Source organism: Siansivirga zeaxanthinifaciens CC-SAMT-1, from assembly GCF_000941055.1.
Classification (GTDB): domain Bacteria; phylum Bacteroidota; class Bacteroidia; order Flavobacteriales; family Flavobacteriaceae; genus Siansivirga; species Siansivirga zeaxanthinifaciens.
Window position 1 is genome coordinate 1,902,259 of the sequence record NZ_CP007202.1, and the last position, 18,254, is coordinate 1,920,512.

9 protein-coding genes and 1 pseudogene are annotated in these 18,254 nt (G+C 34.4%); 9 read left to right on the top strand and 1 reads right to left on the bottom strand.

What is annotated here, in order from left to right; translation table 11 throughout:
* Positions 1–235: 235 nt before the first annotated feature.
* On the bottom strand, positions 236–1,723 hold the full coding sequence (locus AW14_RS08650; protein ID WP_084708827.1) for a sulfatase: 1,488 nt from the start codon (positions 1,721–1,723) through the stop codon (positions 236–238).
* A gap of 240 nt (positions 1,724–1,963) precedes the next feature.
* On the opposite strand from AW14_RS08650, the gene AW14_RS08655 reads away from it, so the two are divergent.
* From AW14_RS08655 to AW14_RS08700, 9 genes and pseudogenes are all read left to right on the top strand, one after another.
* A complete protein-coding gene (locus AW14_RS08655; RefSeq protein WP_044638456.1) occupies positions 1,964–5,134 on the top strand; it encodes a SusC/RagA family TonB-linked outer membrane protein in 3,171 nt (1,056 codons plus the stop codon).
* Between the two features lie 11 nt (positions 5,135–5,145).
* Positions 5,146–6,666, top strand: a complete 1,521-nt coding sequence (locus tag AW14_RS08660) for a RagB/SusD family nutrient uptake outer membrane protein (protein ID WP_044638457.1) — start codon at positions 5,146–5,148, stop codon at positions 6,664–6,666.
* 28 nt (positions 6,667–6,694) lie between these two features.
* Positions 6,695–9,073 (top strand): glycoside hydrolase family 3 N-terminal domain-containing protein, encoded by a 2,379-nt coding sequence (locus tag AW14_RS08665; protein WP_044638458.1) that lies wholly within the window; start codon positions 6,695–6,697, stop codon positions 9,071–9,073.
* Position 9,074: 1 nt separating this feature from the next.
* Positions 9,075–10,709 (top strand): sulfatase family protein, encoded by a 1,635-nt coding sequence (locus AW14_RS08670; protein WP_052647553.1) that lies wholly within the window; start codon positions 9,075–9,077, stop codon positions 10,707–10,709.
* 5 nt (positions 10,710–10,714) lie between these two features.
* Positions 10,715–12,307, top strand: coding sequence for a sulfatase (locus AW14_RS08675; protein ID WP_052647459.1), 1,593 nt, complete (start codon positions 10,715–10,717; stop codon positions 12,305–12,307).
* Between the two features lie 166 nt (positions 12,308–12,473).
* Positions 12,474–13,853, top strand: coding sequence for a sulfatase (locus tag AW14_RS08680; RefSeq protein WP_262506714.1), 1,380 nt, complete (start codon positions 12,474–12,476; stop codon positions 13,851–13,853).
* A 35-nt stretch (positions 13,854–13,888) separates the two neighbouring features.
* Positions 13,889–15,700, top strand: a complete 1,812-nt coding sequence (locus AW14_RS08685) for a T9SS type A sorting domain-containing protein (RefSeq protein WP_044638459.1) — start codon at positions 13,889–13,891, stop codon at positions 15,698–15,700.
* 2 nt (positions 15,701–15,702) lie between these two features.
* Positions 15,703–16,803 (top strand): annotated as a pseudogene (locus tag AW14_RS15095) (endo-1,4-beta-xylanase).
* A 17-nt stretch (positions 16,804–16,820) separates the two neighbouring features.
* Positions 16,821–18,254, top strand: coding sequence for a sulfatase (locus tag AW14_RS08700; RefSeq protein ID WP_052647461.1), 1,434 nt, complete (start codon positions 16,821–16,823; stop codon positions 18,252–18,254).

Genomic DNA, 18,254 nt, shown 5'->3' on the forward strand with positions numbered 1-18,254 from the left:
AGTTAGTTGGTTTAGTTGATAATGAGTGCAAACTATTTTAATATTATTAATTTAAGGTTTTATAATCATCTTTAACGGTTTAATAATTATCAATACCGCTATTTTTTAATATGATAATTATGGTGTTAAAAAATTAGTAAATCCTTATATCTTGGCGATTAAATAAAAAAAGGAAGCAAATTAATTTGCTTCCTTTTTTATAATTATGTCAATCCAAAAACATTTTGTTGGTTTGTTATTCGGGTTGTATGTTTTTGTTGTATTTGGTATGAAGTAATTCACTCAGAGTTTTAACTTGCTCTTTATATTCTGGTTCTTGAGAAACATTAATATTTTCATCGGGATCAATATCATGATCAAATAACATATTTGCCATCATCGAATTATCTTTGTTGTTTAAATATTCGGTGTAAGCAAATCTTTTTGTTTTTAAAGTGTAGCCGTTTAAACGTTTAATTAAAACACTTTCTTTTCCTTCTAGATTTGGATTATTAATTATAGGAACTAAACTGTTACCATCTAATTGATCTTCTGGTAATGTTAAACCACATAGTTCTGCCAATGTAGGGTAAATATCTACCAATTCTACTAAAGCATTTGTAGATGCATGTTTAGTTTTATTTGGTAGTTTAATAAGTAAAGGAATTTTAGCAGAGGTGTTATGGTTTGTAAATTTAGCCCATTCGGTATGTTCTTGTAAGTTGTACCCATGGTCTGCCACTAAAATAACTACAGTATTTTTATCTAATTCTAAACTTTTTAAAGTACCCATAATTTCACCTATTAGCGCATCTACATAACTTACAGTGGCATAATAACCATGTATTAATTGTTTAGCTACACTATCGTTTACCGGGCCTTTTTCGGGAATAAACAAATATTGTCTAAGTTCTGGAGAATTGCACACAGACATTTCTGGAGCATTTTTAGGAACAAAATTATTATAGGGCTGTTTAATGCTTTCTTGCGGGTATAAATCCCAGTATTTTTTTGGTGCGTTAAAAGGTAAATGGTTTACTATAAATCCTGCAGTTAGGAAAAATGGTTTGTTGCTTTTCTTTAACTTTTTTAAATCTCGAATAACTTTTTTCGTCATTAGGCCATCAATGTATGTTGAATCGCTTACATCTGCCATTTCATAAGCTGGTCCTGTACCAGTTTCTTGGTATAATTTAATGTTTTCTGGAAGTTGATAATCACGCCACAAAGATTGCCAATAATCGGTAGGCGATAAGCCTTTATCGTTCGCATCAAAAGCATAAGGGCGCCAAACTTCATCCCAATCGTTTTCTCTATCATCTAAATGATGATAAACTTTTCCGTTAGAAATGGTAGTATATCCATTATTTTTAAAAAGCTGCGGCAGCGTTATAGCATCGGGCGTTTCTTGTTCTACAAATGTATTGTAATTTAAAAATCTATTTTTGGTTGGATACATTCCTGTAATCATGCTAGCTCGAGATGCACCGCAAACAGGAACATTGCAATAGGCATTGTTAAATAATAAACTAGTAGATGCTAACGCATCAATATTTGGGGATATTATTTGTTTTTTACCATAACATCCAAGTTCTGGACGTAAATCATCCATGTAAAGCAATAATACATTTGGTTTGGTAATAACATTGGTTTCTTTTACTTCTTTGGCTTCTTTACATGATAAAATTACCATGAGAAGACACCATAAAAAGTACTTAGATTTTAAATAAAGTTTATTTTTCATATCAGTTTATATTGGTATATAAAACTATAATTTAATTATTTAATAGAAGTTTATAATAAATTTAAAAAGGTTTGATAATTATCAAATATGTATTTGTATCATATTATTTTTAATTGAATAGCGTTGTGAAACAAGCTATTTTACTGGTAATTGACAATTTTTAGACCTTTTGTGATGCTTTTTGCAACCTGAAACTAATATTCAAAAACTAATTTAGCATCAACTAAACTAATATACATTATGAAAAAATACTTATGCATCATTTTGTGCGTTGTATCTACAACTATTTTTGCGCAAGTAAGCGTGCTTAAAGGGAAAGTAACAGACAATTCAAATTTCCCTCTGCCAGGAGCATCTATTATTATTAAAAACACAACTCAAGGAGCGGTTACAGATATCGATGGTGATTTTACCTTAGAATTCTCTAAAAGACCTGCAACCCTTGTTGTAAGCTATTTAGGTTTTATTACTAAAGAAATTGTAATTCAAAACGAAAAAGAAATAGCTATTACATTAGAATCAGACGAACAAAAATTAGATGAGATTGTAGTTATTGGTTATGGTGAAGTGCAACGTAAAGATATTACAGGTTCGGTAGCGACTGTAAAACCAGAAGAGGATAGGGTAGCCCAATCACAAAGTGTTGAGAGCTTAATACAAGGTCTTGCAGCTGGTGTTTATGTACAACAAAATGGTAACGAACCAGGAGCGCCTGCCAGTATTAAAATTAGAGGACTTAATAGTTTAACAGGAAATACAGAACCATTATATGTTATAGATGGTGTAATTGTAGATTCTGCTACCGAAGATACGCTAGATCCACTTTCGGGAGGAAACAGTTATTTAGCACCGCAAAGTGGTATATCTGGAATTAATCCTAGAGATATTGAAAGTATTGAAGTACTTAAAGATGCATCTGCAACTGCAATTTACGGTTCTAGAGGTGCTAATGGTGTTATTCTTATTACCACTAAAAAAGGTAAAAGCGGTAAAACGAAATTTAACTTTACCACTTTATCTAGAATAGGGACTGTTACAAACGATATTGAAGTTTTGGATACAGAAACTTATACTAAATATGGTAACGAAGTAAGAGCTAACCAAGGTTTTAATCCATTATATTATCAATATCCTGATGGCAGCATCGCTTATTTTGATACCGATGAAGCTTTCATGATTGCTAATGCAAACACCATTGAAAGAATACAAGGTGTAGATTGGAGCGACGATACATACCGTTTAGCCTACACAAGAAATTACAGATTATCGGCTTCAGGTGGAACAGATACTGGTAATTATTATATCGCTGGAGGGTATTTAAATAACGAAGGTACTATTCCGCGTTCTTTTGCTAAAAGTGTCGATTTTGTTGTGAATTTAAATAACGATTTAAGCGATAAATTAAAATTAGCAACCAAAGTGTCTGCTACTTTTGTAAATAATTCAGCTTCTAAGGGTACCGATAATTTAGGTGGTACTAACAACAACTTAGTAAGACAAATTATATCTGGCTCACCAATTTTAGCTTTTTCAGATAATATTAATACAGACGACTTTGAAGAGGCTTTAGATGGCCCAAGAGCATGGATTGAAGATTACGACGATTTATCTAAAGAAGTACGTGTTTTAGGGTCTTTGAAATTAGATTATAAATTATCTGATATGTTTACCTACCGTGTGCAATTTGGTGCAGATTACAGAAATAAAGAACGTAAAGTATGGTATGGTACAGGTTTATTTAGAGGTAGCCAAGTAAATGGTGAAGCCGGAATAAGTACTTTACAACGTTTTAGATACAATTTAGATAACACCTTAATGTTTAAAAAACGTATCAATAAAAACAACCGAATTAACGGTACTATTGGAGCAATTATCGACCAAAGTCAGGCGCAATACACTACAAATCAGGCGGCAGATTTTCCAAATAAAGACTTACGTGCCGATGGTATTTCTTTCGGACAAGTATTTCAACCTTTATTTTTCAATAAACAAAACGAATCTATTGTTTCTTTCTTAGGACGATTTAATTATACCTTGTTTGATAGATATTTATTCACAGCAACCTACAGAGCCGATGGTAGTAGTAAATTTGCTGAAGGTAAACGTTGGGGGCATTTCCCTGCATTCGCTTTTGCATGGAAATTAAATGAAGAACCTTTCCTTAGAAAAATTGAAAGTTTATCTGAAGCTAAATTACGTTTAGGTTGGGGTTTAACAGGTAAGCAAGGTATTCCAAATTACAGAACTTTAACACCATTCGGTCCAACACAATCACCATATTCTAACTCAGAAGGTGGCGCTTTAACAGCTATTGTACCAACAAATTTAGCTAACCCAGATTTAACATGGGAAACTACAAGTCAATACAACGCTGGTTTCGATTTAGGGTTCCTAGATAACAGAGTTACATTAACAACCGATGTTTATTATAAAGAAATTTCAGATTTATTACTAAATGTAGAAATTGGACCATCAACAGGGTTTTCAAACTATTATGCAAACCAAGGTGATTTAATTAATAAAGGAATTGAGTTTAGCCTTTCGGCAGATGTTATTTCTAACGAGAAATTTAAATGGACAGTTTACGGAAACGTAGCATTTAACAGAAACGAAATTTCTAGATTAGGCTTACCACCAGCACCATTTGGTACACAAACTTATAGTGCCTTTTTAGGACGTCAAATTTCTGGAGGTAATTACTTTAAAACAGAAGCTAATATTTTTATTGAAGGTCAGGCACCAGGTTTATTCTATGGTTATGCAACCGATGGTATAATTTCTAACGATACAGAATTAGCAAATGCTGCTACATTTAACGGAATTAGCCCACAATTAGGTGATGTAAATTTAGTAGACCAAAACAACGATGGTATTATTAACAATACAGATTTAACCATTATTGGAGATCCAAACCCAGATTTTAATTACGGCTTTGGTTCAAATGTAGAATACAACGGATTGTCTTTAGGATTCTTTTTTAACGGAGTGCAAGGAAATCAAATCGCCAATGGTAACTTATTACGTGAAGGCTACGCCGATACGAATACAACAAACATAAGAAAAGAAGCTTATTTTGATGCTTGGAGACCTACAAATGTAAATGGTTCTTATCCAAGAGTTGGTTATAATTTAGCTGCCGATACTGGTTTTACAGACAGATTAATTGAAGACGGTAGCTTCCTAAGATTAAGCTACATCACTTTAGGTTACGATATTCCTGTTAAAAACGACAAGTTTATAGAAAGTGCTTATGTATCGTTATCTGGACAAAATTTATTGTTATTCACAAAATATAGTGGTTTCGATCCTGAAGTTAATAGTTTTTCTTTCGATCCAGGACGTGTTGGTATTGATTGGAACTCATTTCCAAATCAAAGATCATTCTCTTTATCATTAAACTTAACTTTTTAGAATTCACAGTTATGAAAAATATAAATGCAATTATAGTATTATTTGTATCACTAATAACATTTGTTAGTTGTGATACCGTTCTGGATGAACAACCAGAAACTTTCTTCAATGAAGAACAAATTTTCTCGTCTGAAGAAGGCGTAGAATCTGCAATTAACGGATTATACCAAAGTTTTGCAGACCCAGGATACCATGGTTCTTCCATACACGGATTGGTGGCGCCATTCTCTGGTAAGTTTTATTCTAACCAAGGTGCTAGTCAAGATGCAACCAGTTTAAATTGTTTACCTAACAATACTTGGTTAATACGTTTATGGCCAGCCATGTATTCTACCATCAATGTTTCTAACGTTATTATTCAGAATCTAGAAAATTCAACATTACCATTAGCAAATAAAGATATTGCTTTAGGTCAGGCTTATTTTATTAGAGCTGCTACCTACTTCGATTTAGTTCGTTATTTTGGTGGTGTACCATTAAAAACATCACCAACAACAGCACAAACATTGCATACACCAAGAAGTAGTGTAGAAGATACCTATGCTTTAATTATTGAAGATTTCGAAAAAGCAAAGCAATTACTTCCTAATGCAGGTGAGTATTTAATAGACCGACCAATTAAAACAGCTGCCAATGCTTATTTAGCAAAGGTATACTTGACACTTGCCAGTGCAAGTAACGATAGAGCTATGTGGCAAGCTGCTTACGATGAAGCCATTCAGGTTTACGGAAAATATACGTTAACACCTACTTATGCAGAATTATTCGAATTAGGAAATGAAAACACTAGTGAGTCTATTTTTGAAATTCAATATGGTGCTAACGGTGCTGTTAGAAATTCAGATGTTATTAGAATTTATACTCTAAAAGATTATTATAATTACGATACTTTTGGCCGTGTAAGACCAAATAAAGAAACTTACGATCAGCACGTAAACCAATATCCTGGAGACCCTCGTATTGATGCTACTTTTATTGCAAACTCCTATACAACAGTTGCTGGAAAAGTAGTTAAATTATATCCTGCACAAAGTAATGGTAACGATGGTTATACCGCCATAAAAAAATACCTAGAACCAAATTTTAATGGAACAACGGCAAACACCAATTTAATTAAAATTAGATATGCCGATGTGCTACTTATGTTAGCTGAAATTGAAAATGAGTTAAACGGTCCTGCTAACGCTTACCAATATGTTAATGAGTTTTTAACCCGTGCCAGAAATACCGGTTCTTCTATAGCTGCAGAGCCAGCAGATTGGAGTGGTTTAACACAAGAAGAATTTAGAGAGCGTATTATGTATGAAAGACAATATGAATTACTTGGTGAAAACCATGAGTTTTTCGATACAAGACGCCGTGGTTACGAGTATTTCTTAAGGGAAGTAATAGAAAAACATAACAATGGTCCAAAAGGAAACAGAGATTTTGTTTACCCGGTAAGTGTAAAAAATATGTTATTACCAATACCATCCATTGAAATTTCAGGAAACCAAAAAATTACTCAAGCAGATCAAAACCCTGGTTACTAATACGTAGAATATAAAATCAATTTAAAAAATGAAAATCAATAAAATCAGTATAACTGCTATAATCTCATGCACTTTACTTTTTGCGGCTTGTAAAAATGAAACCAAGTCTACAACAAATGATGGTTCACCTTTATATTTAGATCCTACAGCTTCGGTTAACGATAGAGTAGAAGATTTAATGTCTCGAATGACATTAGAAGACAAAGTTTATCAAATGTGTCAATACGTTGGTTTAGAACACATGAAAGCAGCAGAATCTAAAATTTCAGCAGAAGAATTAGATAAAAATGATGCTTTAGGCTTTTACCCGGGTGTTTTGAGTGATAGCGTTGGGCGATTAGCGGCTGCTGGTAAAATTGGTTCATTTTTACATGTTGTAACACCAGAAGAAGCTAACTATTTACAAAAATTAGCATTACAGTCGCCTTTAAAAATTCCATTATTAATAGGTATCGATGCTATTCATGGTAACGGATTGGTAAGTGGTTCTACCATTTACCCATCTCCAATATCGCAAGCAGCCACTTTCGATGATGCTTTAGTAAAAGAAGGAAGCAGACAAACGGCTTTAGAAATGCGTGCAAACGGTATGCATTGGTCGTTTACACCAAATATAGATGTATTACGCGATCCGCGTTGGGGACGAACAGGAGAAACTTATGGAGAAGATCCTTTTTTAGTTGGTAACATGGGTGTTGCAACAATTTCTGGTTTGCAATCTGATGATTTTACAGGTAGTGAAAATGTTATTGCTTGTGCTAAACATTTAATTGCTGGTAGTTCTTCTATTAATGGTTTAAATGCCGCACCAACCGATGTATCTAAGCGTACTTTATTTGAAATTTTCTTACCACCATATCGACGTGCAGTTCAAGAAGCTAATGTGTTTTCAATTATGGCTGCTCATAACGAGGTTGCTGGTATGCCAGGACACATGGATAAGTTCATGATGAACGATTTAATGCGCGAGCGTTGGGGCTTTAATGGCTTTTATGTAAGCGATTGGAATGATGTTTCTCGTATTGCTTATTGGCATCATGTTGCGAAAGATTTTAAACAATCTATTGAATTTTCTGTTAATGCGGGTATGGACATGAATATGCATGGTCCAACATTCGATAAACTTTTAATTGAATTAGTTAACGAAGGAAAAGTTGATGTTGCTCGTGTAAATTATGCTTGTAAAAAATTATTAGAAGTTAAATTCCGTTTAGGCTTGTTTGAAAATCCTTTTGTAGATATAGAAAAATCGAAAACAGTTAATTTCTCTGAAGCTCATCAAAAAAATGCTTTAGAACAAGCGCGCAGATCTATTGTTTTACAAACTAACAAAAACAATGCCTTACCACTTTCAGAGAATGGAAACGGAAAAACTATTTTTATAACCGGCCCAAATGCTAACAACCAAACAACTTTAGGCGATTGGGTATCACCACAACCAGAAGAAAATGTAGTTACTATGGTAGAGGGCATCACTCAAATTGGTGAAGCTAAAGGTTATAAAGTAAATTATTTCGATTCGGGAGACCGTTCTAAAGAAATTACAGATGCTAATATCGATTTAGCAGCACAAAAAGCTAAACAATCAGATATAGTTATTTTGGTTCTAGGTGAAAATTCTTTCCGTCACGACTGGCCTCGTAAAACAACAGGTGAAAACATTGATAGAGCGACTTTAAAACTTTCTGGGAACCAGATGAAGTTAGCTAATAAAATTTTAGATTTAGGTAAAAAAGTTATTGTTGTTTACATTAGTGGAAGCCCAATTGCCGAACCAGGTCTTGAAAATCGAGCAAACGCTGTTTTAAATACTTGGGAAAGTGGTGCTTTTGCAGGTCAGGCTGCAGCCGAGATATTATTTGGTCAAGTAAATCCTTCAGGTAAATTACCATTAACAGTACCTCGTAGTGTGGGACAGTTACAAATGGTTTACAACCACAAACCAACGGCTTACATCCACAAGTACAATACAGAGAAAAAGGTGCCATTACATCCATTTGGTTTTGGTTTAAGTTATACCAACTTTGAATTTTCAGAGCCTAAATTATCTAAAGATGTTTTTGCTGGTATTGACGATGTTATTAACGTAACTGTTGAGGTTTCAAATACAGGTGCTCTTGATGGTGAAGAAGTGGTACAATTATATATTCACGACGATATTAGTTCGTACACCAGACCAGTAAAAGAACTTAAAGGATATAAAAGAATCGCTTTAAAAGCAGGAGAAACCAAATCGGTAACCATTCCTGTTAAAGCAGAAAGTTTAGCGATGTACGACAAAGATTTCAATTTTGTTGTAGAGCCTGGAACTTTTACAATAATGACGGGTAACTCATCTGCAGATAAAGATTTAAAAACTACAACAATATCGGTAGCAGAAGGTATTGTACTCGATAAAAACAAATAATATGCTCAACAAAATTAAATTATTTACCGCCTGTACTTTGGTCATGTTTTCCTGTAAGGAAGGTGTAAAAGAACAGGCTTCAAACGAACTCGTTAAAGCAGAAGCTGTGCGCCCTAATATTATTTATATCATGGCCGACGATTTAACAACCCAGGCTATAAGCGCATATGGTGGTATTTATAAAGATATTGCTCCAACACCTAACATAGACAGATTGGCTAAAGAAGGTATGTTGTTCCAGGATGTACTTTGTACCAATGCTATTTGTGGTCCTTCAAGAGCTGCAATCTTAACTGGTAATTATAGTAACATAAACGGGTACTATAAAAATGAGAGCGGTGGTAAATTTGATGAATCTCAATGGACATTTCCTCAGGAGTTTCAAAAAAATGGCTATCAAACATCTTTATTTGGAAAATGGCATTTAGGTACCGAGCCTAAAGGGTTCGATATGTATAAATATCATAATTCAGCAGGGCAACAAGGTCATTATTGGGATCCTGTTTACAATGAAAATGGTGTTGATGTTAAAGAGAAAGGGTATTCAACAAACTTGAGTACAGATTTCGCTATCAATTGGTTACAAGAGGGCAGAAAGCAAGATGCGCCTTTTATGATGTTGTTACAATATAAAGCACCTCACAGGCCTTGGGAGCCAGATACCAAATACGAAACGCTTTGGGATGATATTGAAATGCCTTATCCTGCCACTTTTAACGACGATTATAAAGGTCGTGAATTAACAGCAGGCGATACAGAAATGACTATGGATTATTTCTCACGTCGCGATATGAAGTTGGAAGAGCCAAAAAATTTAAAAGGAAAAGAGAAAATAAAATGGGCTTTTTATGGTGCTAAACCTGGAGAAATTGTTCAGCCAGAAGGTATGAACGAAGAAGAAGGTAGAAAATGGCGTTACCAAACTTATATTAAAGATTATTTAGCTTGTGTTAAATCGGTAGACGATAATATTGGTCGTATTTTAAAATATTTAGATGATAATGGTCTGGCAGAAAACACAGTAATTGTATTAACATCAGATCAAGGTTTTTATTTAGGAGATCATGGTTTTTTCGATAAGCGCTTTATTTACGAAGAATCTTTAAGAATGCCATTTATTGTTAAATATCCTAAACTGGTAAAAGCGGGGTCTAAAAATGAAGATATTATTAGTAATATCGATTTTGCTCCAACACTTTTAGATTTAGCAAATATTAAAACAACACAGCCTATTCAAGGAGTAAGTTTTAAATCTAATTTAGAAGGCACTACACCAATCGATTGGCAAAAAGGAATGTATTATCACTATTACGAATTCCCTTATTGGCATCATGTGCAACCACATTATGGCATACGAACTCAAAAATATACCTTAGCTCATTTCTATTATAATATTGATGTTTGGGAGCTTTACGATTTAGAAAAAGATCCGCAGCAATTAAACAATATTATTAATGCGCCAGAATACGCAAATGTTGTTTCAGATTTAAAATCGCAACTAAAAGAGTTAATGAAAAAATACGAAAACGATAAAACTTTAGCTGATTTTAGAGTGATTACCGATAAAGATTTTGGTTCGATTGTAGATCATCAAGACGAAGAAACATCAGTGCAAGATATTTTAACTAATAAATAGTAGTAATGAAAAAAATAGTTTCAATTGTAGTGCTTTTAATAGCCGTAATACTTGTAGCATGTAATACAACTAAAAGTACTAAAGAAGCAAAATCTAATGCCAGTAATCAAGCTTCTTCAGTTACTGGAAAGAAAAAAAATATTCTTTTTATTGCCATCGACGATTTAAAGCCATTGCTTTCAAATTACGGTCATTCAGAAATGATTACCCCTAATTTCGATCGTTTGGCAAAGATGGGAATGTCTTTTACAAACGCTCACGTTCAGTACGCCGTATGTGGCCCATCACGTGCTAGTGTTATGACAGGTACTAACCCAGACAGAACGAAAGTGTGGGATTTGCATACAGATTTTAGAGAATCGGCACCAGATTTAATCTCTATGCCCGAGTATTTAATTTCTCAAGGTTACGAAACAACGGCAGTAGGTAAAATTTACCACAAAGGCTCTTCATCACCGGGTCATGACGGGAAAAGCTGGAGCATGCCTCATAAACTACCTAAAAATTACGATTCTAAATATGGCGATGCGGCTTTCGAATATTATCAAGATCCAGAAACTAAAAAGTTAATTGGTCAGTTTGAAGAAGAAGGAAAAGCAAAAGGGTTAAAAGGTGGTAAATTACGTGATTATGTGTTTAAACGCGTAAAGCCGAGTACCGAAAGTGCCGATGTTAGCGACGAAGCCTATCAAGATGGTTTGTACACAAAAACAGCGCTTAAACAAATGGCAGATTTACAGGCTACAGGTAAGCCTTGGTTTTTAGGTGTTGGTTTTCAAAAACCACATTTACCATTTGTGGCTCCAAAAAAATACTGGGATTTGTATGATAGAAGTAAAGTTAAATTAGCCGAATTTCAACAATTATCTGAAGGGACCCCTTTATTTGCTTTTCATAATTTTGGCGAGCTAAGAGCGTACAGTGATATTGATGATAACTACGATATTGGAGAAATTATTGACGAAGCTAAACAACGCGAATTGGTTCACGGTTACATGGCTTGTATTTCTTACATCGATGCGCAGTTGGGTAAGTTATTAGACGCACTAGAGCGTAAAAATTTATTAGATGATACCATTATTGTGCTTTGGGGCGACCATGGATGGCATTTAGGCGATCACACCGAATGGTGTAAGCATTCAAACTTCGAACAAGCAACACGTATTCCGTTTATGTTTGCTGGTCCGGGCGTTACTAAAAATCAAACTTCACACCATCCTGTGAATTTAGTAGATTTATTTCCAACGGTATTTGAATTGGCAAATGTGCCGCAAAGTTCTCAAACCGAAGGCAAATCGTTAGTACCACTTTTAGATAACGACCCATCAACGACCATAGCCATGGATTATGCCTATCACCAATACGCCCGTGGTAAACGTATGGGATATTCTGTTCGCACAGAGCGTTTTCGTTACACCGAATGGCACGATAACGATTATAGAAGTTTTAAAACCTATAACGATAGTAACATAGTAGGTCGAGAATTATACGATTACGAGAAAGACCCATTAGAAACTAAAAATTTAGTAGACGACCCAAATTACAAACAGTATGTTAGTACTTTAAAAGCAAAGCTTAAAGGTCACTTAACAAAATAATTTAAAAAGCGATGATATTAATTATCGCTTTTTTTTACAAGACTAAATTAAACGACACGACATTATTAGAGTCTAATTAATAAAAAATAGCATGAAAAAAAATATAGCATTTATAGCACTTTGTTTTTCAGTTTTTTGCTTTTCGTAAAATAAACCAAACATTTTAATTATTCACACCGACGATTTAGGTTACCACGATTTAAGTATTACGGGTTCGCAGTTATACGACACCCCTAATATTGATGCTTTAGCCAACCAATCGGTAAATTTTACAAATGCTTACAGTAGCTATCCGCGTTGTACCCCATCACGTTACGGCATGATGACTGGTACCTATCCTGTAAACGAAAATAAAGGGCATTTAGGAGGCATTCCAGAAGATAAAAACTTTATCAAGCAATTTAACAATGCTGGTTATAATACCTATTATGTTGGTAAATGGCATTTGGGTGAAGGTGATAGCGACCCTATACCTTTCGGATTTACAGATTCGTATGCTGCTGGTAGAGCTGGTGGATTAGGTTCACGTTTTTTTCCTTTTAATTTTGATAAGAATGGGAAGCGTCATAAAGAGCAAGTTGAAAATTTAGAACAAGATGGTAAAGAAGGTGACTATGCATCAGATATGTTAACCAATCACACCATTGATTTCATTAAAAACAATCCTAAAGACAAACCGTTTTTAGCAATTTTAGTTTTTTATGCTGTTCATACACCAATTGAAGCAAAGCCAGAAGATGAAGCAAGAAATAAAGAGCAATTAAAAGGTATCGATTTTGGTGACACACCAGAATACATAAAAGAAGGCGAAGGCCGACGTAAAATGCGTCAAGATGATGCTGCTTACGCTGGAATGGTTGAAAATGTAGACCAAAATGTTGGTAAACTTCTTCAAACTTTAAAAGATATGGGAATCGATAAAAATACCATTATTGTATTTTCATCAGACCACGGAGGCTTATCTAACGATGGTAATAAAGGTGAGCGCCACTTAGCTACAACAAACTTTCCGTTAAAAGCGGGTAAAGGACACCTTTACGAAGGTGGTATTCGTGTACCATTATTTGTAAAATGGGATAACCAATTAAAACCCAGAGTAGAAGATAAATCTATCGTTTTGGGAATGGATGTATTTCCAACCTTGTTAGATTTAGCATTAAACAAAAAAGTTAATGGCGTAGACGGACAAAGTTATGCTGCCGTTTTAAAAGGCAAAGATTCTTGGCAAGATAGAACCGTTTATTGGATGTCGCGCAAAGCCAGACCACATAGCACGGGCGATAGTAAAATGATTGCTGTACGTTCTGGAGATTATAAATTGGTTCAATATTTAGATACAAAAAAAGTTGAATTGTATAATTTGAAAAAAGATGTAAGTGAAGCTCATGATCTTTCGGAAAAAGATTCTAAAAAAACAGCACAGATGCTTCAGTTATTAAAAGATTGGAAAAAAGAGATGATGGTTCCAGAGCGTATGGATGTTGGAAAAAAAGTTAAAGGAAACAACAACGAAACAAAAAATGAAAAAAACAAGAATAAATTTTAAAGTATTTTTGTGGTTAATCAAAAAATTAACAAACAATGACCATTACCAAGCTAATACCTTCTGCATTAATAGTTTTATTTTTTAGTACATTTTCAACTTTTGGACAAACGGTAACTACAACTTTAGATCCAACGGTTAGAGATATTTCAGATTTAAATATCGGATTTAATCGCCGCTCTGATAACGGAACTTGGTGGACCGATACCTCGTTTATTAATCTGGTTTCAGAGATGAATCCTGATGTTGTAAGATATCCTGGAGGTACACAAGCTAATTACTGGGACTGGAGTACAGGTCAATTTTTAGAAAACACCGATAAGGCATGGGGAAATAAAGAAGTACTTTTAATCCCCGATTTTATTACTGCGTTACCAAGTAGAACTAAAATAATTTACGTAGTTAATATGGCGCGCCCAACTCCGGCAACAGGCGTGAGTGTTAATGCCAGCGAAGCGGTTTTAAAAAGTGATGCTACTTTAAATTTAAAAATTACAGATATGCTTAACGCTATAGCAGAGTTTGTTTCAAACGGAAAAGAACCTTATGCTATTGAGTTGGGTAACGAATTTTATTTTGGAAATATTGAAGCGGGCATTTTTGAAATTGTTGAAGTTGATAATAACGGAACCACCGAATATTATTCAGGTTGGGATGCGGCAAACAATCAGCCTTACCTAACATTCGATAAAAGAGATGCTACCGATATTAGTGCCTTATTTTATTTGAAACAATGCAAAACGGTTGTATCTGCTATAAAAGCACAATATCCAAATATGAAATTTGCATTAGTTACCACCAAAGGCGGTAATGGCAACTCTACAAGAGAGCGCTGGAATAATACTATTTTTAATAATCTGGCTACCAATCCAGAATTTTCGACTCTTAAAGCAGATGTCGATGCTGTAACACAACACCATTATCTTACCGATACTTATGGCGATCAAACAGTAATAACCGACAATGCCACTGCCAGAGTAGCCATTGCAGAAGGTATTCAGTATCCAATTGATGCGCAGTCAGATTACGATTTAGTTCCAAATGATTACAAAATCTGGTTAACAGAATATGGTGTAACTAAGCCAAATGCCGATTTAACATGGGCTTCAGGATTACGTTTTGCTGCTTTGGCTTACAGTTGGTTAAATCGCGGTGATAAAATAGGTCAGTTAGATTACCATTACATTTCGGATGCCAATGTTGTAAAAACAGGATCACCAATGATTTTGGCTCCCATTGGTATTGCAGCAAAATCACTGGCTTTAGCAAGTGCAAACATGACCGAAATGCAAAAAATAACCTTTTCAAACAATCCGATATCTGTTAATGGTGTAGAATCGTTATTTGGTTATAAATTTAAAAGTGGAAGTAGAGAAACTGTATTTATTATCAATATTTCTAATGCCAGTTTTTCCGATGTGCAAATAGGAAATTTATTTACTTACAATGGCGCACAAACCTTAACAAGATACCATTCGGGATCACCTTTTGTAAGTGGTGTTGCAGACGGCGACTCTAATATAGTTTACACAAATACAACCTTGTCGGGTAGTTTAGATGCGAGACGTTTTTCTATTTCGGTTATCGAAGTTGATAAAACTTTAAATGTTTCACAGAATGAATTTTCTAAAGCATCTGTGTTTCCAAACCCAACGAGCGATGTATTAAACATAAAAGCTTCAGAAAAAATAAATTCTTTAGAACTCTACAACATTAATGGTGTAAAAGTGTATTCAAAAGAAAATATTGAAAATCAATTTATTAATATAAGTAAATTATCTTCAGGAGTTTACATTCTAAAATTGAATACCAATAACGGTTCAGAATTCAAAAGAATCATAAAAAATTAAACATGAATAAGCAGCTTCTAATATTATGGGTTTTAAGTTTTTTCTTTTTTGGATGCCAATCGAGTCTTGTAACAAGTCAAAATAAAGCATCTGAAGTGAAAGTAAAATTAAACCCTAAAACCAATGGGTTATTAGTTGGAGCTACTTTAAATTATGATGAAATCTTTTCTAAAAAGGGCGAACTCTATTTAAAAGATTTTAAATATCTAACACCTGCAAATGCAGCAAAACAAAGCAGGATTCACCCCAAACCAAATGAGTGGAACTGGAATGAAATTGAAGATTTTATAACATTTGCCAAAAAAAATAACTTGGTGGTTAGACTGCACGGTCCCATTAGTCCGCAAGCATCAAAATGGGTAAAGCATGATAGCCGAACACCCGAAGAATTGGGTAAAATTCTTGAATAATTTGCTACCGCTTTTGCCGAACGTTTTAATAATGAGCCCAATGTAAAATGGATGGATGTTGTAAACGAAACCATTCTTGCAAATGGCACATGGTTCGGACCAAAAGAAGGCGTAAATGAATGGGAAAATCCTTGGTTAGCCATGGGTTTAAATGACGATAGTTTTCCGCTATATATTTTAAAGGCATTTGAGATTGCTACAAAAAAGGCTCCAAACCTAAAGTTAGTTTACAACCAAAATGTTGGGATGGAAACTCCTATGTGGGATAAAGTTAAAGAAACGGTACTGTATTTAAAATCGAAAGGGTATCGTGTAGATGGCATTGGATGGCAAGCGCATTTGTTATTAGGTGCTAAGCGTGAAGATTTTGTTGTAAATACAGATGCTACCATGAAAAAACTTGCCGATTTAATCGATTGGTGTCATGCTAATAATTTAGGATTTCATGTTACAGAGTTAGATTATCTGGTTAAAAACATGAAGGTTTTAAATGAAGAGCGCGAAATTCAAAAACGAGTGTATCAAAAAATAGTCGATGTGCTTGTAGAAAAAAGCAAAAACGGAGAAGTAACCCTCAATCTTTGGGATGTTGGCGAACGACAAAAAAAGGGCACCGGCTACTTTCAGTCAATTTACGATGCACAATATAAACCAACGCCTGCTTACCAGGTTATTAAGTCTGTTATAGATTAAAAAACTAAAATTTTATTATGAAATATTTTAAAGCACCTATGCTTTTATTACTCATTTTATTACAAATGGGTTGTAAAACAAAAACAGAATCAATAAAAAGTAATTCTGAAGTTTCAATAATTTCAGAACAAAAACCAAACATATTAATTATTCATGTTGATGATTTAGGCTTTCATGATTTAAGTATAAATGGTTCTAAAATTTATCAAACACCAAATATTGACGCCTTGGCAAGCCAATCGGTGGTATTTAATAATGCCTATGCCAACTATCCGCGCTGTGTACCTTCAAGATTCGCCATGATGACCGGTAATTACCCGGTGCAAAATGGGGATGTTCCAGATGATGGCTTCGAGATGAATAACGTTCCTACTAATAAAAATTTTGTAAAAAACATCAAGGCAGCGGGCTATCAAACCGCCTATTTTGGCAAATGGCATTTGGGCGATGAGAACAGTTTAAAAGACTTTGGTTACGACTTTAGTTTTGCAGCCGGGCACGCAGGGTCGCCCATTAGTTTTTTATATCCTTTTAATGAACCAAAAGGTAAAGGAAACATTAAAAAAGATCCGGTTCCAGATGTAGATAATGTTAGTAAGGAAGGCGATTATTTAATGGATGTCATGACCGATAACGTGGCGAAATACATTAAAAATGTAGACAAAAGCAAACCCTTTATGGCGATGTTTGCGTTTTATGCAGTGCATCAGCCACTTGAAGCCAAAGAAGCCGATATAAAACGCAACAAAGAAGAAATTAAAAACTTCGATTTTGGCAATCAACCTGAATATATTTTAGAAGGTACCGGGCGTACAAAAATGCGTCAGGACAATCCAACTTATGCGGCTATGGTAGAAACTATGGACGAAAATGTTGGTAAATTATTGCAGTTGCTAAAAGATTTAAACATCGACAATAATACCATTGTTGTCTTTTCATCAGACCATGGTGGATTGTCTAACGATGGTACCAACCAGCGCCAATTGGCTACCACAAATTATCCGTTACGTGCCGGTAAAGGATGGTTGTATGATGGTGGAATAAAAGTACCTTTATTAGTGAAATGGAATAATCATTTTAAACATAAAGTAGATAATGAATCGCTTATTATGTTAATGGATGTGTTTCCTACGTTACTCGATATTACTTCAAATAAATCATTAAATACAAACGGTAAAAGTTTTTTACCTGTGTTAAATAATAAAGAAGTCTGGAACGATAGAACCGTTTTTTGGCATTCATCAAAAGCCAGACCTGTTAATACAGGCGACACCAAATCGTCTGCCATTAGAAAAGGAAATTACAAACTAATTAATTGGTATGTCGAAGGTCGAACCGAGTTGTACGATATCGTTAAAGACCCATCAGAAACAACAAATTTGTATGAATCGATGCCAAAATTAGCGCAAGACATGCTTCAGGAACTTAATAATTGGAAATCAGAATTTTAA

Coding starts and splice junctions, on each gene's coding strand:
- AW14_RS08670 (WP_052647553.1), top strand. CDS start 9,075: ATGCTCAACAAAATTAAATTATTTACCGCCTGTACTTTGGTCATGTTT.
- AW14_RS08650 (WP_084708827.1), bottom strand. CDS start 1,723: ATGAAAAATAAACTTTATTTAAAATCTAAGTACTTTTTATGGTGTCTT.
- AW14_RS08675 (WP_052647459.1), top strand. CDS start 10,715: ATGAAAAAAATAGTTTCAATTGTAGTGCTTTTAATAGCCGTAATACTT.
- AW14_RS08665 (WP_044638458.1), top strand. CDS start 6,695: ATGAAAATCAATAAAATCAGTATAACTGCTATAATCTCATGCACTTTA.
- AW14_RS08655 (WP_044638456.1), top strand. CDS start 1,964: ATGAAAAAATACTTATGCATCATTTTGTGCGTTGTATCTACAACTATT.
- AW14_RS08700 (WP_052647461.1), top strand. CDS start 16,821: ATGAAATATTTTAAAGCACCTATGCTTTTATTACTCATTTTATTACAA.
- AW14_RS08685 (WP_044638459.1), top strand. CDS start 13,889: ATGACCATTACCAAGCTAATACCTTCTGCATTAATAGTTTTATTTTTT.
- AW14_RS08660 (WP_044638457.1), top strand. CDS start 5,146: ATGAAAAATATAAATGCAATTATAGTATTATTTGTATCACTAATAACA.